The organism is Kiritimatiellia bacterium, from assembly GCA_028715905.1.
GTDB lineage: Bacteria > Verrucomicrobiota > Kiritimatiellia > JAAZAB01 > JAAZAB01 > JAQUQV01.
The window spans coordinates 1-19967 of record JAQUQV010000008.1 but is presented as its reverse complement, the minus strand read 5'-3'; the positions used below and the strand labels follow the sequence as shown (position 1 = coordinate 19967).

Below are 19967 nucleotides of genomic sequence, written 5' to 3'. Positions count from 1 at the left end.
TGAATTCATTTTCAGACTTCCTCTTCCTTGGTCTTTTCCACGCTGGCAATGATTTTCTGCGCGATATTGCTGGGCACAACATCATAACGGGCAAAACTCATTTCAAATGAGCCGCGGCCGCCGGTAATGCTGCGGAGCTCCGAACAGTAACGGAACATTTCCGCCATGGGAACTTCGGCCACGATCACCTGCAGTCCGTCTTCAATTTCAATCCCCAGTATCCGGCCGCGGCGGTGATTGAGGTCCCCGTTGATATCGCCCATAAACTGCTCGGGCACCGCGACCCGCGCCGTCATAATCGGCTCCAGCAAAACCGGTTTGGCCTTGCTCACGGCTTCCTTCATGGCGCGGGAGGCGGCAATCTTAAAGGCAATTTCCGACGAATCAACGTCATGGTATGAGCCGTCATAAACAGTCACCTTGACATCCACGATCGGGTAGCCGGCCAGGACACCATGCGGCATGGCTTCCATGAACCCCTTTTCGCAGGCCGGCAGAAAATTGCGCGGAATGACCCCGCCGACCACTTCATCAACAAACCATTCCTCATCCGGCTTCTTCGGCGCCACTTTGCAATATACTTCCGCATACTGACCGCGGCCGCCGGATTGTTTCTTGTGTTTGTAATGCCCCTCGCCCAATCCCGTAACGGTTTCCTTGTAAGGCACCTTGGGCGTGCGGTACTCGGCCGTAACGTTGCTCCGTTTTTTCATCTGGCTCAAGGCAACGTCCAGATGCGCGTCGCCCATCCCGGCAATGATGATCTCGTTGGTGTCAACGCGCCGCTCAACCCTGATGGTCGGATCATCCTCCGCCACGCGCGATAAAGCCGTGCCGATTTTATCCTCGTCGCTCTGCTCCTTGGCCGAAACGGCCATTGAGATTACGGGATTGGGAAAGACGATCGGCGTAAATTCCGCCTTGTGGTTGACCGCGCACAAGACATCGTTAATTGTCGTGTTTTTCAACTTGGGCAGGGCGATAATGTCGCCGGCCCGGGCCTCAGTGGTAACCGCTGGTTTTTTGCCCTGCGGAACAAGCAAGGGGCCGATCCGTTCCTTGTGCCCCTTGGCCGCATTGCTCACCTCCATGTTTTCCCGCAACGTTCCGCCGCAAACCCGGATATAGACCAGTTTGCCGGCGTAGGGATCGGTAACCGCGCTCCAGACATGGCCGACAAACGGCGCATCCGGCGCGGGGTTGACCGACTTGCCGGCGGCATCCTTGGCCGGCGCATCGGCCGGGCCGGGAAAAACTTGAACGATTTTTTGCAACAACAGGTCAAGGCCCTCGTTCTTCAAGGCCATCGCCGCAAACACGGGAATGAGCGTCCCCTTCAGAACGGCCTTCCGCAACCCGTTCTGAAGCTCATCCGCGGTAAGTTTTTCGCCGCCGAGGTATTTTTCAAGCATGGCATCGTCGCCTTCCGCGGCGCATTCAATCAACGCATTTTTACTTTTTTCAACCAATTCCGCAGCCGTGGGCGAAACGGCGCCCTCGGAAAGCACATCTATAAATTTACCCTCGGCAAAAACGATTACCGGCAGGCATTTCTCACCCCAGATATTCTGAATCTCGCCTATAGTTTTCGTAAAGCTCGTGTTTTCCTTGTCAAGGCCGGTAATCACAATTCCCCGCGGCATCGCCAGCGCCTGAACCCGGCGCCAGGCCCTGGTTGTGCCGACCTGGATGCCGGCCGCAGCATCAACCGTGATCAGCGCGGAATTGACGGCCCGGCACGCGCAGATCACCTGGCCGGCAAAATCGTCCACGCCCGGACTGTCTATGATCACAATCTGGCTCTTTTTGCCGCCGTCATTGAAAACCGTGGTGAACGACTGGGCATAAACGCTGCTTTTACGGCTGATTTCCGTTTCCGTAAAGTCGCTTAGACTCGTGCCGGCGCTGACCAGCCCCATGCGGTCTGTTAAACCCGTTTTATAAAGGACGGCATCGCATAACGTCGTCTTGCCGCTTCCCGTATGGCCCAAAAGGACAAAGGTTCTCACGTCATTGATTGCTATATCTTTCAATTTTTACCTCCGTTAAAATGAGTTAATCATATTACTCATAATAACTCACAAAGCAAACAAAATGAGCAGATTTTAAAAAAAAAAGGGGGGGGCGGGCAGCGGCGGGAACCGGGATTCTCGCGCCCAAACAGACCGGCGGCTCATATTTGCTTTGATTTAACCGCAATGACGTCAACCTCAACCAAGGCGCCGAAGGGCATGCGGGCCTGGACCGTGGTCCGCACCGGAGGCGGATCGGCCGTGAAATACTGCCGGTAAATCTCGTTGAACGCCGGATAGTCTTCCAGATCAGCCAGGAATGCCGTGACCTTGACAACATCGGCCATGGTCAATCCCGCTTTTTCAACAATCGCCTTCAGGCTGTCAAAAACACGGCGCGCCTGAACGGCCATCGGACCTGCAATGAGCTTATTGGCGGCGGGATCAAGCGCAATCACGCCCTGAACATAGAGCGTGTTATCAACCAGAATGCCCTGGGAATAACGCGCCACCGGTTTGGGGGCGTTTTCAGCTATAATGACTTGTTTTGACATGTCTTTATCCCATTCCAAAGCGGGCTACGAAGATACCAGAAGGTTTTAGGGAAACGCAAGCGAGAAATTAAGCGGCTGGGGTAATGAAAGATCGCGGCGGGCCGGTGATGATGGGTGGGGCAAAATTACGTGTACCGGGTATTTGCCAAGAACGACAATCGCCGGCCGCATGTGGTGATTGCAAATTATGATCAACGCGCTGACGTTGAAAATCTGATTGCCGAGGCTCAGCAGGAAGGCTTGCTGGCGATTCCTTCCAAGCGGTTTCAAAGCAATCATGCCTTTTTCCAGATCATCATGCTGGCCTGTAATCTGTGGCGCTGGATGAAACTGCTGGCCGGGCATGTCCAGCAGCCGACGGCGGATAAAGAAACGCCGCCGCCAACGACAGCGGTGGTTCTGCCCAAACACACGCTGCAAGTGGCACGCCTGAAAATGCTTTTTATAGCGGCGAAAATCCGCTATCACGGCAACCGGGATGAAGTGCGTTATTCCGTGCATGAGCAGCGCGCGGCCGGGATCATGGACTTTCTCGGGTATCTGGATCAAAGACGGCGGGAAGCCGCATGAATATTTGCTGAAATAGATCGTGCAAAATATTTTTTGCACGATACGGGAAGTAAACAGTCAAAAACGGACGCCCGATCGCATCGTTAACCCAATAATCCGTAGTACCGCGCAAGCAGAGGCGTTCGCGCGAAACATAACGCCGGGGGAAAACGGCATCCTTGCCGTGATAAACCCGCACGTGGCCATCCATATAAAGGTATCCGGCTTCTTTCGGATCGGATTCCATCCATGTTTTGGATAATTCCTTCATCCATTCCAATGGTTTGCCGGTAGTGGATATTATCGCGATTTTTTGGCGCAGGGTGCGAACTTCCGGGGAGCGGTCAAGGCCATGCGGCGCACGACCTCAATCAGCGGCCGCGGCCATGCCTGAAAGGAGTATCGGCCAGACATTATTTTGAGGTTGGCAAACGCAGGAGAAGAAATTACTATGATCGCAACAAAAGGGGGGATGTGTTTGAAGAAATTACAAGAACCGGCAATTTCAAGCGCAGTTTGATCCGATTGACAGGGCAGAAATTCCTGGAAATGACCATTCCCGATAAACCCAACAGCCGGTTGCAGAAATACCGGCTCACAATCAAAGGGCGGGCTTTTCTACAGCGAGAAAAGTGATATAACGCCATGCCGCAACATCTTGTCACTTCCATCCTTTTTGACGGTTCGTTGGCGCTCGAATGGGAGGAAAACTCGCTTGCGGAACATCATGACCGCCAGCGGCTGGAAAAACTGCTGATGGATGTTTTTAAAGCCGGCCGCGTGGACGGACCCGGTAAATGGCTTCTGATGCTTGGCTTATCCGACTCCACTGTTCCGCTCTCTTCTTCTCTTGCATTCTGGCGCGATTTTTCGGCCAACTGGATTCATCAGGCGCGCACAACACCCGATATAGAAAAGAAGCGCGCAACGCTGGATATTAAACTGGCTGACGACGAGGCCGATGCTTTCCGGCAACGCATGCCGGCTATGATTGGAATTGATTATGCCGGCACTGCCTTTATCCAGAACATCTGGCGGTCAATTCAGTCTGTATTTGTCAAAGAAATCCGCGATTTCAAGGGTTCGGTCGAGGACTATTTCCAGAAGATTTCTCCCCGGCCACGCCATATTGACCGCATTCATTTTCACCTGGTCGAAAACCGCAAGGATGAAGAATGTCCCTTTGCGTTTATGGCAACTTACACCACGCATGTTGACGAACGCGGCCGCACACGCCACTTGCCGCTCAAGCACGCTCTTGAGGAATACGGCAGCCGGAAAGACAAGCTGCTGGAACTGCTGGCAACGGTCAACAAGGTTGCCAAAAAGAATTCATTGATCGCCGCCTTGACGGATTCCGGTGAATTATTCCATCCGATTGCATTCACGCCGCGCGATGCGTTCGCGTTTCTGAACGGCGTACCGGACTTTGAGGCGGCCGGCATTCTCTGCCGCATTCCGCGCTGGTGGAAAGGAACACGCAAGGCAACGGTTGCGCTCGCGGTGGGTAATGCCGCTCCGTCCCTGCTCGGTCACAACGCCTTGCTCGATTTTGACGCCAGCCTGCATCTGGACGGCGAAGAGATATCAGAACAGGAAGCCCGGCGCATCCTGGAAAGCGCCGAAGGTCTGGCTTTTATCAAGGGGCGCTGGGTGGCCGTCGATACCGCTTCCCTGCAAAAGACACTGGACGCTCTGAAAGAGGCCAGAAGGCTTGCCGATTCGCAGCAGCTCTCTTTTGCCGATGCCATGCGCCTGCTCATGGGCGCGAAGGAGGCGAATACCGTCGGCCGCCTGTCGGCCGGCGAGGTTGAAATCACCTGTGGCGACTGGCTAAGATCAATGCTCGAAAAGATGACCAATCCAACGCTGATTCGCGAGACCGATCCTTCTCCCGCGCTTAAAGCCCGATTGCGTCCCTACCAGCGGCAGGGCTTGAATTGGCTGAATTTCCTGCATACGCTGGGATTCGGCATCTGCCTGGCGGATGACATGGGGCTGGGCAAGACCATCCAGATACTTGCGCATCTGCAACAACTCAAGGAAAAAGGACGAACCAGTTTGATCGTTGTTCCCGCCTCATTGATGGAAAACTGGCGGCGCGAAATCGAAAAATTTACTTCCGACCTGCGGACTGTCATTATTCATCCACAGGTCTTGAAAGACACGCCTGTCGATGATATCAGGAAACAGATAAGTTCATACGACATTGCCATTACAACTTACGGTATGTTGAGCCGCTATTCCTGGCTTGTTGAACACAAATGGTTCTATGTGGTCTGCGACGAGGCGCAGGCCATTAAAAATCCCATGACCAAACAGGCCAGAGCAGTCAAGGCGCTTAAGTGCGCTCATCGCGGCGTGATGACGGGCACGCCGGTTGAAAACCGACTCTCTGATCTCTGGTCGCTTTTCGATTTCATCAATCCCGGGCTGCTCGGCTCATTTAACGAATTCAAAAACTACGCCAAAAGTCTGGCCGATCATCCCGAAGGATTTGGCCGCCTGCGCCGGGTGGTGCATCCCTATATCCTGCGGCGCAACAAGACGGACAAAACGATCATCAGCGATCTGCCCGACAAGGTGGAAATGAAAACATTCTGTCCGCTCTCAAAAGCGCAAACGATTATTTATCAGGACCTGGTCCGCCGGCTGGACAAGGATTTGAACGAAACCGATGGCATCCGGCGCAAAGGCGTCGTGCTCGCATATCTGCTGAAATGCAAGCAGGTGTGTAATCACCCGGATCATTACAGCGGTTCCGGCGTGTTTGACGCGGAGGAAAGCGGCAAATTCAATCGTCTGGCGGAATTATGCGAAACCATCCGCGAAAAACGGGAAAAGGCCCTGGTTTTCACGCAATTCAAGGAAATCATCGGCCCTCTGTCCGCATTTCTGGAAAATGTCTTCGGTGCGCCGGGATTGATTCTGCACGGTTCGACTTCGGTCAAACAGCGCAGGGAAACCATTGACCGCTTCCAAAGTAATGACTATGCGCCGTTCTTCATTCTTTCGCTCAAAGCGGGCGGAATAGGATTGAATCTGACTGCGGCGAACCACGTCATTCATTTTGACCGGTGGTGGAATCCGGCGGTGGAAAACCAGGCCACGGACCGGGCGTTTCGTATCGGCCAGAAACGGAACGTGATGGTGCATAAATTCATTTGCAAGGGAACGATCGAGGAAAAGATAGACGCCCTGATCGAGGATAAAAAAAGCCTGGCCGGGGAGATCATCCCCGCGGCGGCTGAAAACTGGATCACGGAAATGAACGATGCCCAGGTGCGCGATCTGTTCCGGCTGACGCTTGCTTCGGCAGATGAATAACCGCCTTAAGGAGAAAGGAATAGTGTCATGAGCTGGAGATACAGGAGCAGAAGTTACTTCCCTCGCTATGTTCCCATGGCCGAAAGAATACGCCATGCCGAAAAGGCCGCGGTTGCGCTGAAAAAGAAAGGCGTGGCCGTTGAACCGGTTGTAATCAACGGCCGGGAAATTGCCCGAACGTGGTGGGGAAGAGCATGGAACGAGAACCTTGAGCGTTACGCCGACTATGGCAATCGTCTGCCGCGCGGCCGGTCCTACGTGCGCAACGGATCGGTGCTGGACCTCAGGATTGCCGCCAATGCGATTACAGCGCTGGTTGCCGGCAGTCGTCCGAGACCATACGAAATTTCCATTGCCATCAAACCGCTCAACGAAAAGGTCAGGCGGGCGTTGATGGAAAAGAGCCGATCTTCGCTCGATTCCATGCAGTCCCTGCTTTCAGGCGAGTTTCCGGCCGAGCTGAAAGAATCTTTCCTCGAAAAGGGCAGCGGCCTGTTTCCATCGCCCCGGGAGATTGAATTTTCATGTTCCTGCCCGGACTGGGCATCCATGTGCAAGCATGTGGCCGCAACGCTGTATGGGACTGCGGCGCGGCTCGACGAAAAGCCGGAACTGTTTTTCATCCTGCGCGGCATTAAAATAGACGACTTTGTCGGCAAAATGCTCAAACGCGAAAGCGCGAAAATGCTGAAAAAGGCCAAGGTCAAAAGCGCGCGGGTCATTAAAGCAAAAGACGAAGACATATCCAAATTGTTCGGGATAGAAATGGATGGCGCGAAACTTTCCGGCAGGAAAACAAAGCCCCGCGCAAGCGCGTTGCCAAGCCGGAAAAAGGATGAACCCGTGAAACAACAATCGGGAAAAATAGTTCAGAAAACCGCGTCAAAAAAAAAGAAAATTTCTTAACACATCGCGATTAATCAAAGGAGAACCATGCTTAAAAATTGGAATACTAAAAGAGATGGTGATCATTCCGCCAGGAGCGCGGCTATCGCCTTGTCGAGAGCGGGGCAAGCCATGCGATGAATTTTAATGGCGAGCGTTTCGTCCTCGTTGTTTGGCATGATGTCGGCAGACGACACAAAGAGTTCCCGGATCAGCGCCCGCGCTATCTCCAACCTGGCGCCTGACATTTTTTCGCATCATGGCCTTGCATTATGAAACACCTTATTTGCCGGCGGCAAGCCATACCGGCTTGCAGATGCCGCCGGGCCCGGTGGCGTTTGAAACGCAGACTCTTATCTGCTGCCATTCACCATCATCGAAGCGCTGGTCAATCCTGATTGTAAACGGCGCGCCCCCCGCATTGTCTTTTTTACAAATATTTTCTCCCGCTTTTGCGCCATTGACATAGACCCGGCAGAATCCGTCCGCCGCGCCAAAGACAAGATAAACTTTCCGATCTTTCATCCTTTCATCTTTTTTAATTGCCGCGGCATACCAGCCTTTGCCATCATGCTTTTCAAGTCTGCTTCTAATCTCTTCGGGAAGTCCGCTTCGGGGCTTGTCCCAGGAACAGACGGTATTGACGGAAAGCCATGTCTTGTTGACATCGGTCCATTTTGCGTTCTGCAGGTCTTCCTGCGTTCCGGCGGCTTCGGCGTCTATTTTGAACTTCCAAACCAGGGGTTTTTGAGCGAGCGGCTCCAACTCGCCGTCAAAAAAGGCCTCGGCCCAAGCCATAGCCCCGTTCAACGGCCCGTCCCATTTATGCTTCTCATCATCGCCGAAGTAACTTTCAGCGGCCAAAAAAGCAGACCAGTTCATCTTGATTTTGTCCCTGTTTTCTATCCTGAAATTTAACGCCTCTTTGGCTTTCTCAACCTTCTGGCGCAAGGAAGAATTCTCATCGGAAAAGGCCGCAAGCAGTTCCATTGAGAGGCGGGAATGCTTATTGGCAAGCTGCATCTTCTCAACGCGTTTTCTTGCATCCGCGCTCAGCTCCTTTGCGGAGGCCTTTGCAAGAATGGCGTCGGTAGCATCAAAATCAGCCGCCGTAAAGTAATCAAGCATCCTGCGCAAAACCACCTGGTAGGCGCAGGCGGCATCCTGCAAGACATTTTCTTTGTCCGGCGTGTTTGCGTTCCATATCCTGCTGTCCCAGTTATTTCGCCAGTATTGGAAGTATTCTTTCATGTCATCTTTGGCAGGGCCGAAGCCGGAACAGTATTCATCCTCCCAGTCATCAAAACTGCGGTCCGGATATGTGCCGGCCCGGGCTATGACATAGTAGCCAAGCCCGTCGGCTTCCCAGGAACCCGTGATCAGCGAGTCAAAAAGCATGCCGATAGCTCCGTTTTCAAAACCTGTTTTCAACGATGCAAACATTAGTTTTTCAAACCCCATGGGCAGCCCCGTCGCCAGCCACATGTCATTCGGCCGGTGAATGAACTCCTTTGCCCCCATATTTTTCCAATCGCAATATAGTTTTTCTATTGCCGCGCTCCCCGAAAGCATGGTGGGAACAAACTCTATGATAACGCCCTCTGACACTTTTTCGCGCCGGGGCGCCTGGAGATAACAACCATAGCCGTACATTACGGCTTTTAGGTCGGGATATTTTTCGCGCGCCAGCTTCAGCACTTCGTTGGCGAACCAAACTTCTCTGTCTGTCATGTGAGCCAGGATATTTTTTCCATCTTTCTGGCATGCCACGAGCGGCTCTCCTTCTTTTCTGACATCAAGTTTGAGGCATTCAGGACAGGCGCAAAAACCAAAGCCATCATTGTCGCAAACATTGATATTGACCAGCTCCGGCTGTTTCTTTTTTCTTTCCAGCCAGTTGGCCACTATCTGCTTTTGAACATTCCTGTTGGCAACACAAAGCTTTGCAAGGTCAGGCCTTTTTTCCCTGTAGGGCTCCCGCCGGCCGTTTTCCGGATTCAACGCAAAATATTCGGGATGATTTTTGCCGTATTTTTCCCACCAGTCAGTGAAAGCATGCCCCATCTCAATCATTTCGCTTGAACCAAGCCGCATTCTTCTCAACCATATCCCGTGCTCCAGGATTATCCGGTCCATTTCTTCCCGGTTATAGGCCATTTTCACCGGCACATTCCTGAACAGGATCCGCCTGTTCAAGGAAAACTGTCTGATTGTCAGTCCAGGCGCCCATGAAAAACATTTGGACGCAAACACCAGTTCCGACCTGGGGCAGAAAGCTATGCCGTCATCCCCCGGCTCCATCCATTTCACGCCCAGCTCATTTTCCAGGAAAAAATAAACGGCAAACATCGTTCCTGTTCTTGTCACCCGGGGGTGTAAAACTTTTTCCAGGTCGGCATCCTCTCCATGCGCGTCCTCTCCGTATAGATAGATCCCGGCCGGAGTTATCCGGTACCGCGCCTCTTCTCTTTTCAATTCCGCTTTATCGTCAGGAAAGGGAATCCCGACATAAAAAGGAAACCCCTTTTTCCCTTCTGCATCGTCCGTAATTTCTATCGGTTTGCCGGTGATAAGCTCCAGATGTTTTTTCAATTCTTCCGCCGCAAACTTTTTGATCGCATCCGCATTTTTCGGCAAAACAATAACAGGATCCCCGGCATATTTTTTTCCGCCGTTTTCAACTTCCCGCGTGTTGCATCCGAGAAGGAACACGACCAGACCCGTAAAAAAAAGGCCCCGCAGCCATCCGCCCGATTTAAGCAAGTTTCCCCCGGAAAAATCAGATTTTTTTCCAAGACCGCTTGTTTTTGCCGCGGTATTTTCTGTTTTCATGGCGCTTTTGTTTCCTTTCTGCTTATCATGTGTTCCGGCTCCGTTTTTCCCGCCCTTTCGCCGTCTGAAATCAATCCCGATACAATTCCGGTCTTTGGCGCGCATGGCGGTCAAGCCCCTCCATGACCGCGCGGCAGCTGTTTTGCCAGCGGTCAGGCGGGATATCCTCGGTAATTCCCATAATCAAACCGTCAATTGATTCCGCCTGATCAAGCAGGTCAACGGTCGTCTGTTCCACCACCCCGTCCGGTTTCAGATGCACGCTGGAAGGAAAATTCAACCATATAACCTTGTCGGACCAGGCCTGGCGCGCATCCGCTATGCGCATGTCGGTATCCGGCGCCGGCGTGAACGCCTCAATGTAATCCAACCTGGTTTTGGCGATGGCATCCGCAAACAATTTGCAATTGGCGTCAAAATGGCACCCGATAAGTTTCCCTTTTTTGTGCAATATTTCCGCAGCCTCGTTGTAATGCGGAACGTAGTATTGCCTGAACATTTCCAGCCCGATTATTTCCGGCGTAACGTTGCCGCCGTAATTGGCGTGCAATACCGGCGCATCTGCGACCAGTTTGTAGATGGAACGGCGTTTCGCGGCGATGGCATCGTACAATTTCATGAGTTCATCACGATGATCCATCCATTCAAGGCAGAATTGAGCGGTATCAAAAAACGGGCCTGAAACAAGCGATTGCAACGGCTCGCCGCCAATGCCCGCCCTTAAGATCACATCCTCGCCAAGCGTCTTGTCCAGGGACGCAACGTGTTCGTAATCCGGCTCATAGACCTCGTCCTTGATAAAGAAAAGCATTGCCTTGTAATCGTCCGGCTTCTTATACATCCGCTCAAGTGCCCAGCTGGTAAAGCCAGACGGCTCATGCAGGGTGGTGAGAACGCCATACGGCGTTTCATAAAAATGCCGGACCAGTTGGCGGTGGTTTTCATAAAACGTATGACTATATGTCTTGACGTTCGGACGATGAGTCTTAAAGCAGTCGACGCGCTTGACGATACACAGACCGCGATTGCGCATTTCGCGTTCCGCGGCGCATTGGGGAATCATAGTCTCATACATGGTAAACGGCACGCGGACGCCGTGGCCGCCCTTCAGCGCAATTTCAACTCTTTGTCTTGGAGTCATCATATGTCCGGCGGGCAAAAATACTGCCCAACACAGGTTTTTATATTTTCCGGCATGTCTGCCGTTCAACGATATGACCGCAAATCATGACCGAAGCCGGCTTTAAATCGGGATCAGCAAGGCGTTTTTCAAGCATTTTGACCGCCTGTTCGCCGGTTTCGTAAAAGGCGCGGTTGATGGTGGTCAGGCCGTTCTTTTCGCTGATTTCCGGAATGTCATCCGCGCCAATCACGGAAATATCCTCCGACACGCGCGCGCCGGCGGCGCACAGAGCTTTAATTAAGCCCAAAGCCTTATAATCAGTGTCAACACATACGGCGGTAAATTGTTTCCGCCGCTTCAAAAGCTTTTGCCCGGCGGCATATCCTGCTTCCTCACCCCCGCCCCGCGTGTCAACGACCAGATTCTCGTCCAGCGCCAACGCAAACATGGAAAATGCCCGCCGGCAGCCGGCCATAAAATCCTGATGATACAATTGCCCTCCCCATACAATTGCTATTTTTTGATGGCCGAGCTCGTGCGCCAAATAGGATATTGACTGATAACCCGTCTGGGCTGAATCGTTGTTGACGCTGTTGAAAGGCAGAAATTTAGACGCCAATCGGTTTATACAAACACAGGGTAAATCCTTAACCCGCGCCAAAATATCCGGTTCGGGATCAGACAAGATGAGACCGCGGCGAACGGGCGGCCGCCCGGCATCGGAAATCAGCCGGCCAGAGCCAATAATTCCTTCCGGCTCCGGCAGACGGAACGAACCCACGGGGCGAGCCGCGCATGCGCCCGGCGGCCCGGCCGGGACGCGCCGCCGGGCCGGCGAAGGCGGCACACTGCAAACGGCGCCCCATTTTTTAACAAATTCCGATGCGCGCATCATTTTAACCGGATAACTGGCATTATTAAGAATACCCCGAAGACATTCCTCGCTGACAAACCAATTGATGGTATGCGCATACTGCGCAGGCGGCATTCCCGCCACGTATATTTCCGCCGGTTCCGGAACATTGTCCGCAATCGGCTTGTCGTTGATCACGATCGTCCCGACGTTTTTTCTGCGTCTGATATACCCTTCCGTTACCAGCGCCCGCATGGCGTTGCAGACCGTTGACTGCGAGATGTTAAATTGCGCGACGAGCTCGTTTTCTTTCGGCAGGATGGAACCGACCGGCCATCTTCCCCTGACAATGCCGTCAATGATACGATTTTTAAGTTCAAGATATTTGTACATGGCTTGACAGACTGAAACCTGAAGGCAGCTAAATATAATCTCCGTCTACAGCCTCCTGCCTTTTCTTTAAAATAAGCAATCGGCGCAAAAATATCAACAATAAAATACATTTTATTTTTTATATAATCGCATTTTTCTATTGATAAAATCGTTTTATATGTTATTCTTGGTTTTCAAAAGAAAAAAACATGAAAAAAATAAAGACGGCTATAATCGGCTTCGGATTCCGCGCCCAAGGGCTTGCGCAAAACCTGATCAACAACAATTCATTTAACATCATGAAGATCTGCGATAAACGAGAAGAGCGGCTTCAGGCCGCCAAAGAACAGCTTGGCGCCGGCCTGCAAGTTACAACCAATGCAACGGATGTTTTTCAGGATAATGAAATAGAGGCGGTTGTGATTGCCGCTCCGCAATTCGCCCACCGCGACCTGAGCATCCGGGCGTTTCAGTCCGGCAAGCACGTTTATTGCGAAAAGCCGCTCGCGCTTTCCGTGAAGGAATGCGACGACATGATTGCCGCCGCCAACAGGGCGAAAAAGATTTTTATGGTCGGCCAACAAATGCGTTATCACGCGCATTTACAGAAGGCGGCGGCGCTTATCAAAGCAGGCGAAATCGGCAAGCCGGTCATGGCCTGGATCAGAGAATTCCGCAATCCATTCCCGGAAACCATGTCCTGGGCCTTTGACAGGCGAAAAAGCGGAGGCATGCTGGTTGAAAAAAGCTGTCATCATTTTGATGTTTTCAACTGGCTCATGGGCTCAAAGCCGCTGCAAGTCTTCGCTTCCGGCGCGGCGGACGTGTTTAAAAAACCGTTCGGGTTGAACAGCAACATCGCGGACAATGCCTATGTGATTATTGACTATGAAAACGGCGGCAGAGCGTTCCTGCAGCTCTGCATGTTTATGGGGTTGCCTTTCAAATGCGAGTGCGGGGTCGGCCAGCACGTGCGGGAAATCGGCGCGGCCGGCGCAAAAGGCATGATCAGGACGGAAGGCTTTGACCTTGGCCAAAACGTTGAAATTTTACCGAATGACTCGCGCAATATCGCGCGGATAAACATCGCGACCAGCGGAAATGTTCCAACCGCCTTCAATCAAAACGGCAATGACGGAATATTCGTTGATTTTGCGGATTGCATACGCAAAGGCAAAAAACCGTTTGCCGGCGCCGCGATAGGGAAAACAGCCGTGGCCGTGGCCGTGGCCGCCGAAAAATCCATGGCGGAAAAACGCATCGTAAAAATTAAAGAAGTCATGCGGCAGGCGACGCCTTAATTTTGCGCATGCGGGCGCGCAAAATTTAACGGTTTTTTATTGATTTTTTCCGGGCGAATAAACAATATGAGTCCGTTGCAACTTTCACCATAGAAGCAAAGCGAAAGGGAAACGCCATGGCAAAAGGAATGGATAGAGGCAACGTCGGGCACACTAACAAACCCAAGCTTTCAATCAAAGAAAAGCAACTGAAGAAAAAAATGAAAATGCAGGCCAAGCAGGCGGCAGCCGCCGCCATTGCGCCCGCGCGGCAGTAACCGCGCTGAAGGCGCGGCAAGCAGGCTGTTATAATTCTGCCTTCCGCATTTCTGAAACGGGGCGGTAGCTCAGTTGGTAGAGCACCACGTTCGCAACGTGGGGGTCGGGAGTTCGAATCTCCTCCGCTCCATCCCCCTCCCTGCCGGGCTACGGCCGGGCAAGCCGGCAAGAAGGCATATGATTCCCGTTCCGCCGGAGCGGATTCGCGGAAGCGATTGTTTTTCTTTTTCCGGGATGCCGCCGGGCATCAGAAATTTTTCAGTTCCCGAATCAAACGGCGGGCGCCTTCCGGCGGCGGTATTTTGCCGCTGAGGATGTCATCTGGTTCAACATGTTTGCCGTAATATTTTGTGTTGGATTCGCTGCGCGTGACAATGACCGTGCCTTCCAGCGACACGCCCGCGAACAGTCCCTGGCTTTTGCTGTAAGTGTAAATGGCGGTCGTTGGCGCAACATCCACGGCCAGGTCGCGTCCGACCGGTCCGGCGGCGACGCTTAAATCCGTGCCGAGCGAAATGTTCCCTCCCCTGGAAAACGCCTTCACCGCCTCAGCCGTATTCAACACCAGAACAAATTCGCTGGCCTGTGCGCCGATTTGAAACCCCAACCCGGCGCCGCCGGTGGCAATGGCCGAAGGCCCCGACCATTCATTGGTGCCGGCAAGACGGGCAACGACAATGCCCTGGCCGCCGCGGGCGCTCAAAACAAAACCGGCCTTAACCACGGTCATAATCGCCAACCCGCGGGCATCACGGATAACTTTCTCCGGAATGGATTTTTCCGGCATTTCCTTGAAACGTTTAATAATGTCCGCGGCCTGGTCCACCGAATCCTGCAATCCTTCCGCGCGCGCCGCGCCGCCGGCGGCAATTAAAACTGCCGCCAATAATATTCCCGCAGTTATTTTCATTTTTTTCCTCCTATTGTTTTAACGATGTTCCGGCGGTTGATCAATCCGGCCCCGGGACGATTAAGATTGAATTGTCTGCCGATGTGCATTCTGCCGCCTTTGCCGGTCCGGTTCAAGCTTTTTTCGGCCGGTTATTGGGCCATTGCGCCATACTTCATGCTGATTTTGAAATGGATCGCCCATTGACAAAAAACACTCCGCGGCTACAATTACGCGCCTGATACCTGAAAACCATTGAAACAAGGGAGGCCCTGGTTGGCAGCATTGAATACATCACCCCGGACGCCCGAAGAGCACCGCGAGTTTATCCGCGAAGTCATAAAATTGTTTCTTTTTTTCGCGGCTGAATACCTCCGGAAACACCCGGAAGAAACAATAGACTCCGCCATTCTCAGACGGACTTCCATCTGGGAAATAACCGGCATTCAAAACTCGGAACTGGAAAAGGAACTTACCGAAAGGCTTAAAAAGCTTTATGGACAAGCAAAAACTTCCGGCGAGTTTGAAGAACACGGATGGCGGATGCTTGAGCCGCACCTGGAGTGGTTCCTGTCGGAAAACCTGCGCTGGGAAAAGAATGTGCTCGCTAAATACAACGGAAGCTGCGTCCGATACGATGCGCCGAGCACATGCGGACTGCCGGCAGACTATTGCAACTTTCACATCACCAATTCCATCGCGCCGAAATCAATCCTCGCGGAAGAACGTTACACGGCCGAATGCCTCCTGCGGCTGATGGATGCCGGCGAAAAGGAGTTCGGTTATGGCGTCCTGAGAACTCTCACCTGGCTGAATTCATCGCCGCAATGGCTGAAATTCTTTCCGCGCCAGTGGCAGGAAAACCTTGAGGAACCGTGTAATATCGTCGGCAAACTCGGTTCCTGGGGACAAATCATCACCTCCCGCAAAACCTTCAATTACAAACAAGGGGAATACATAAGAACCAATCTTGAACTGAAATACAAGCCGCGGGCCTCCTGGTGCACCTTCGCCGTCATGCGCAAACATCTTGCACAATTTATCACGCCTGAAGAGCCGCGACTACCAGGCGTCAGTTCATGAGCAAAATCAGTTCGCGCCCCACAGTTTCCCGCCGGGTTTGTCGCGGATAACGGTGTCAACCGGCGCACGGGAGTTGTCTTTTCCCGGGTAATCAAGCGTATAATGCAGTCCCCGGCTCTCATGCCGCAAGGCGGCCGAACTGACAATCAACTCGCCGACCGCGGCAATATTCCTGAGCTCAAGCAGGTCGGCGGTAACCACGTAATCATAGTAATATTCCTGAATTTCGGCGCGGAGATTGCCGATCCTCCGCCGCGCGCGCTCCAACCGCTTGTTCGTGCGGACAATGCCGACGTAATCCCAGAGACAGGTGCGCACCTCGTTCCAGTTGTGGGCGATTACAATTGATTCGTCGCTGGACACAGCCGCCCCGGTCTGCCAGTCCGGAATTTTAACTTTCTCAAACCGGCGCGGCACGCGGGAAACGGCCGCGGACATTTCAAAAGCGCAGACGAGCGCCTCCAGCAGGGAATTGCTGGCCAGACGGTTGGCGCCGTGCAACCCCGTGCAGGCAACCTCGCCGCAGGCATAGAGTCCCGGCAAGGCCGTCGCGCCGTCAACAGCCGCCTCCACTCCGCCGCAAAAATAATGCGCCGCCGGAACCACCGGAACCAGGTCTCTGGCCATGTCAAAACCGTACGTTTTGCAGGTCCGGTAAATATTCGGGAACCGTTTTTTTAAAAACTCCGGCGACTGGGAGCGGATGTCCAGATAAACGCATCTCGCGCCGCTGGTTTTCATTTCACGGTCTATGGCGCGGGCGACAATATCGCGCGGCGCCAGTGAACCGCGCGGATCGTAACGTTCCATGAAAGGTTTTCCGGCCGCATCCACCAGGACTGCCCCCTCGCCGCGGACCGCCTCGCTGATTAAAAACGATTTTGCTTCGCTGTGATACAGGCAGGTCGGATGAAACTGGATGAATTCCATGTTTTTAATCGGCACCCCCGCGCGCCATGCCAGGGCCAGACCGTCGCCGGTGGCGATATCGGGATTGCTGGTGTAAAGATACACCTTGCCGCCTCCGCCGGTTGCCAGAACGGTATGCGGGGCGCGGAAGGCCGAAATTTCGCCCGTCCGCCTGTTCAGGAAATAACCGCCGACACAGCGGTTCGGGCCGCTCAGCCCAAGCCAGCCGGTGGTGATCAGGTCTATTGCCAGACAATGCTCCATGATCACGGCCTTTGAGGCGCGCGCCTTTTCCAGCAGAATTTTTTCAATTTCACGTCCGGTAATATCGCCGGCATGCAGCACCCGCCGCTTGGAATGCCCGCCCTCCCGGCCGAGGTCGTAACGCACGCCGCCGGAAGTCTCTTCTTCGGCAAACTTCATTCCCAGAACTTCCAGTTCCGCGATGCGCGCCGGTCCTGAAGCGACAATCCGGCGCACCACCTTTTCATCGCAGAGCCCGGCGCCGGCCGTGAGCGTGTCCTGGACATGCTCCTCAAAACTGTCGTCGGAAGAAAACACGCAGGCAATGCCGCCCTGGGCATAATTGGTATTGCTTTCAGCGCTGTCTTTCTTTGTCAGAACACAGACACGCCCCAGCCGGCCGAGATGAATGGCCGACATCAATCCAGCGATGCCGCTGCCGATGACCACAAAATCAAAATCATATATTTTCATATACCGTCCCGCTCACGCCGCCGGCAATAAATAATCGTATCCAGCAGACCGCCGAGATAAACAAGAAACAAAAAACCGAACGAAAGCAGAATGTTCCGCAGGGACGGCTGAACCGCAAGAAACTCTTCCGACCGGCCGGAAAAATCCGCCAGCGCATACAACATCCGAAACAATGGAGTCAAAACCGACACGAACAGAAACACCACGCCGGCCAGGAATACCACGGCATAAAACGTCCCCGCCAGCCATCTTTTCTGGGCGTATTGCCCCGCGCCGGGCCAGACCAGCGCCGACAAATAAATCGCGGCTCGCACCCTCCCCCTTTTTTTTAAATAGAAAACGAAACCGGCCGTTTTGAAACCACCCCGTTCCGGCGCGCGGCCCGCAAAAACCGCGCGGCAGCAAAAACCGTTAAACTTGCGGACGGCCTTCAACCATCACTTCATGAATTTTTGAACGGCGCATTTTGCGAATGATAAAAACAATGTCCTTGTATGCGATTTTTTTCTCAACGGCCGGAAGGCCCGTCCCGACAAGGCCAAGCAATAAATCATTAACCGTGGCGCCTTCGTCGGGCAAATCAAACCCGGTCTGGCTTTTCAGGAGCTCCAGGGAGGCGCCTCCGCCCACGATAAAACGGACGTCCGAGAGACGATACACATAGGCGGGCAAAATATCATACTCATCCTCCATGTCGCCGACAATCGCCTCCACCACGTCCTCAATGGTAATCAGGCCGGCGGTGCGCCCGTCTGCATCGTGCACCAGGGCAATATGCTGGTAGCTTTTGGTCAGACTCTTCAGCAATTCCGTGGCAAATTGCGATGATTTTATAACCGGTATCGGGCGCGAGATGCCCTTCAGGGAAGGGTCCTTCGGATTGGTCTGCAGGGCGCTGACAATATCCTTGACGTTCACGTAACCGAGCACCTCGTCAAGATTGCCCTTGTTAACCAGGATATAACGTGTGTGATGGTGCAGGTGGGCTTCAATCAAAGCGTCGGCCAGAGACATGTCCGTTGAAAGATATTTTATCTCCTCACGCGCCACCATTATGTCCCGCACCGCGGTCTGCGACAATTTCAGGCTGCGCGCCACAATACCCTCCTGCTCGCTGGTGATGAGCTTGTTATAAAAGGCGAAGCGCGCCAGCACGGAAATGTCGCCGATAGTGTCATGCCCGGACTTAACCATGCCGCGCGATAAAAACGGGCGGTTCATCCATTCTATAAAAGAAGTGAAGGGGTTCAATATTGCCATGCCTTTTTGCAAAGGACCGGCAATCAGGCAGGCCACCTGCCGGTTGAACCGCACCCCGAGCGATTTCGGCAATATTTCGCTCCATTGAATGATAACATAGGATAAAACAATGGAAAACACCAGGATCAGCTTGGAACCGAACAAACTGCCGAATAAACTGCCGGCAACCGAAGCGCCCATCGTGTTGGCCAGGGTATTCGTGATCAGAATTACCGCGATCGGCTTTTGTATATTATTCCGGAATCCCCTCATGATCTCGGCCGTTTTCGGCCGCTTTTCCGATATCCGCGCGATATCGGCTGATGACAAACTCAACAAACTCGCCTCGCTCAATGAACATATGAACGACATGACCACCGTAAACAAAACCACCGCGATAAACAGCAGCATTTTCTTGCGCTCCTTCCCGTTTATTTCAAGCTTTGGAAGCACAATATCAAGTCCGGCGCGCAAGTGAAAGTATTATTTTTTTTCGTATTTATAAAATAAAGCTTGAACACGCCGGCCGTTTTTCTATGCTTTAACCGGCGCTTATGGGTACCTGTAGCTCAACTGGACAGAGCATCTGACTACGGATCAGAAGGCTGCTGGTTCAAATCCAGCCAGGTACGCCAGTGTTTTTAAGCATTTGAACGTTGCCAGAGCTCGATAAAAGTCATTTTGATACGGCTTTTGATGCGGTTTTTGCTTGACTCCCCCTTTGTTTCCACGGCATACCACACCATTGAGCAGCCTTTTTTCCCATGCTCCCGGCTGCTCCATGCTATTAATAAGAAGGGTTGGGCAAACGTCTTTAACGGCAGCCATTTGATCCATGAATGGTTGTTTGTTCACCCATAACATAAGAGATCAACGGCGCATTTCCACTTTATTTCGGAAGAAGCAACAGAGAAAGTCTGAACTCGGGCGTAGCTTTGAGCGAAGCCCGATGCAAGCGTGGGGTGAATTTGGCTTCCGGCGGAGCCGGATTCGAAAAAGAAAGGCCAGTCCGGTTCAGATGGACCGGCGCCGCGCGAAGCGCTATACTCGTGTATGCGCGAGGG

18 protein-coding genes and 2 tRNA genes are annotated in these 19967 nt (G+C 53.0%); 8 read left to right on the top strand and 12 right to left on the bottom strand.

Going from position 1 to position 19967, the window contains the following annotated elements:
* Positions 1-11 precede the first annotated feature (11 nt).
* Positions 12-2033 (bottom strand): elongation factor G, encoded by a 2022-nt coding sequence (locus tag PHP98_02995; GenBank protein MDD5482606.1) that lies wholly within the window; start codon positions 2031-2033, stop codon positions 12-14.
* Positions 2034-2173: 140 nt separating this feature from the next.
* The gene (locus PHP98_02990) at positions 2174-2566 is read right to left on the bottom strand and encodes a Rid family detoxifying hydrolase (protein ID MDD5482605.1); all 393 of its coding nucleotides are present in this window, start codon (positions 2564-2566) and stop codon (positions 2174-2176) included.
* Positions 2567-2695: 129 nt separating this feature from the next.
* Here PHP98_02990 and PHP98_02985 point away from each other — a divergent pair, with 129 nt between their 5' ends.
* Positions 2696-3136: a hypothetical protein gene (locus PHP98_02985; protein MDD5482604.1), complete on the top strand. Its 441-nt coding sequence runs from the start codon at positions 2696-2698 to the stop codon at positions 3134-3136.
* Here the strand turns inward: PHP98_02985 and PHP98_02980 are convergent.
* Positions 3087-3386: a hypothetical protein gene (locus tag PHP98_02980; protein ID MDD5482603.1), complete on the bottom strand. Its 300-nt coding sequence runs from the start codon at positions 3384-3386 to the stop codon at positions 3087-3089. The two genes, PHP98_02985 and PHP98_02980, sit on opposite strands and share 50 nt — an antisense overlap.
* Before the next feature lie 374 nt (positions 3387-3760).
* On the opposite strand from PHP98_02980, the gene PHP98_02975 reads away from it, so the two are divergent.
* Complete coding sequence (locus PHP98_02975; protein ID MDD5482602.1) at positions 3761-6442, top strand: DEAD/DEAH box helicase; 2682 nt, start codon at positions 3761-3763, stop codon at positions 6440-6442.
* Between the two features lie 27 nt (positions 6443-6469).
* The gene (locus PHP98_02970; protein ID MDD5482601.1) at positions 6470-7348 is read left to right on the top strand and encodes a hypothetical protein; all 879 of its coding nucleotides are present in this window, start codon (positions 6470-6472) and stop codon (positions 7346-7348) included.
* Between the two features lie 62 nt (positions 7349-7410).
* On the opposite strand, the gene PHP98_02965 is transcribed toward PHP98_02970, so the two are convergent.
* The 4 genes from PHP98_02965 to PHP98_02950 all read right to left on the bottom strand — a co-directional run bounded on the left by PHP98_02965 (position 7411) and on the right by PHP98_02950 (position 12528).
* Complete coding sequence (locus tag PHP98_02965; protein MDD5482600.1) at positions 7411-7575, bottom strand: hypothetical protein; 165 nt, start codon at positions 7573-7575, stop codon at positions 7411-7413.
* A 34-nt stretch (positions 7576-7609) separates the two neighbouring features.
* Positions 7610-10159, bottom strand: a complete 2550-nt coding sequence (locus tag PHP98_02960; GenBank protein MDD5482599.1) for a DUF4838 domain-containing protein — start codon at positions 10157-10159, stop codon at positions 7610-7612.
* A gap of 70 nt (positions 10160-10229) precedes the next feature.
* The gene (locus tag PHP98_02955; GenBank protein MDD5482598.1) at positions 10230-11300 is read right to left on the bottom strand and encodes a uroporphyrinogen decarboxylase family protein; all 1071 of its coding nucleotides are present in this window, start codon (positions 11298-11300) and stop codon (positions 10230-10232) included.
* A gap of 40 nt (positions 11301-11340) precedes the next feature.
* Positions 11341-12528, bottom strand: coding sequence for a GntR family transcriptional regulator (locus tag PHP98_02950; GenBank protein ID MDD5482597.1), 1188 nt, complete (start codon positions 12526-12528; stop codon positions 11341-11343).
* Positions 12529-12716: 188 nt separating this feature from the next.
* Here PHP98_02950 and PHP98_02945 point away from each other — a divergent pair, with 188 nt between their 5' ends.
* The 3 genes from PHP98_02945 (at position 12717) to PHP98_02935 (ending at position 14196) form a co-directional block, all read left to right on the top strand.
* Complete coding sequence (locus PHP98_02945; GenBank protein ID MDD5482596.1) at positions 12717-13808, top strand: Gfo/Idh/MocA family oxidoreductase; 1092 nt, start codon at positions 12717-12719, stop codon at positions 13806-13808.
* 116 nt (positions 13809-13924) lie between these two features.
* Positions 13925-14065, top strand: coding sequence for a hypothetical protein (locus PHP98_02940; protein MDD5482595.1), 141 nt, complete (start codon positions 13925-13927; stop codon positions 14063-14065).
* 58 nt (positions 14066-14123) lie between these two features.
* Positions 14124-14196, top strand: a tRNA-Ala gene (locus tag PHP98_02935).
* Between the two features lie 117 nt (positions 14197-14313).
* Here PHP98_02935 and PHP98_02930 read toward each other — a convergent pair.
* Positions 14314-14976 carry a YSC84-related protein gene (locus tag PHP98_02930; protein MDD5482594.1) on the bottom strand — a complete coding sequence of 221 codons (663 nt, stop codon included), beginning with the start codon at positions 14974-14976 and terminating at the stop codon, positions 14314-14316.
* Between the two features lie 264 nt (positions 14977-15240).
* Here PHP98_02930 and PHP98_02925 point away from each other — a divergent pair, with 264 nt between their 5' ends.
* The gene (locus PHP98_02925; GenBank protein ID MDD5482593.1) at positions 15241-16038 is read left to right on the top strand and encodes a hypothetical protein; all 798 of its coding nucleotides are present in this window, start codon (positions 15241-15243) and stop codon (positions 16036-16038) included.
* Positions 16039-16044: 6 nt separating this feature from the next.
* Here PHP98_02925 and nadB read toward each other — a convergent pair whose 3' ends face one another.
* The 3 genes from nadB to PHP98_02910 form a co-directional block, all read right to left on the bottom strand.
* Positions 16045-17664 carry an L-aspartate oxidase gene (gene nadB / locus PHP98_02920; GenBank protein ID MDD5482592.1) on the bottom strand — a complete coding sequence of 540 codons (1620 nt, stop codon included), beginning with the start codon at positions 17662-17664 and terminating at the stop codon, positions 16045-16047.
* Positions 17661-17978, bottom strand: coding sequence for a hypothetical protein (locus tag PHP98_02915; protein MDD5482591.1), 318 nt, complete (start codon positions 17976-17978; stop codon positions 17661-17663). Before PHP98_02915 ends, nadB begins: the two co-directional genes overlap by 4 nt.
* Positions 17979-18075: 97 nt before the next feature.
* A complete protein-coding gene (locus tag PHP98_02910) occupies positions 18076-19314 on the bottom strand; it encodes a CNNM domain-containing protein (GenBank protein MDD5482590.1) in 1239 nt (412 codons plus the stop codon).
* A 147-nt stretch (positions 19315-19461) separates the two neighbouring features.
* Here PHP98_02910 and PHP98_02905 point away from each other — a divergent pair.
* Positions 19462-19538 (top strand) — tRNA-Arg (locus PHP98_02905).
* Here the strand turns inward: PHP98_02905 and PHP98_02900 are convergent.
* Positions 19501-19740 carry a hypothetical protein gene (locus PHP98_02900; GenBank protein ID MDD5482589.1) on the bottom strand — a complete coding sequence of 80 codons (240 nt, stop codon included), beginning with the start codon at positions 19738-19740 and terminating at the stop codon, positions 19501-19503. The two genes, PHP98_02905 and PHP98_02900, sit on opposite strands and share 38 nt — an antisense overlap.
* Positions 19741-19967: the final 227 nt, after the last annotated feature.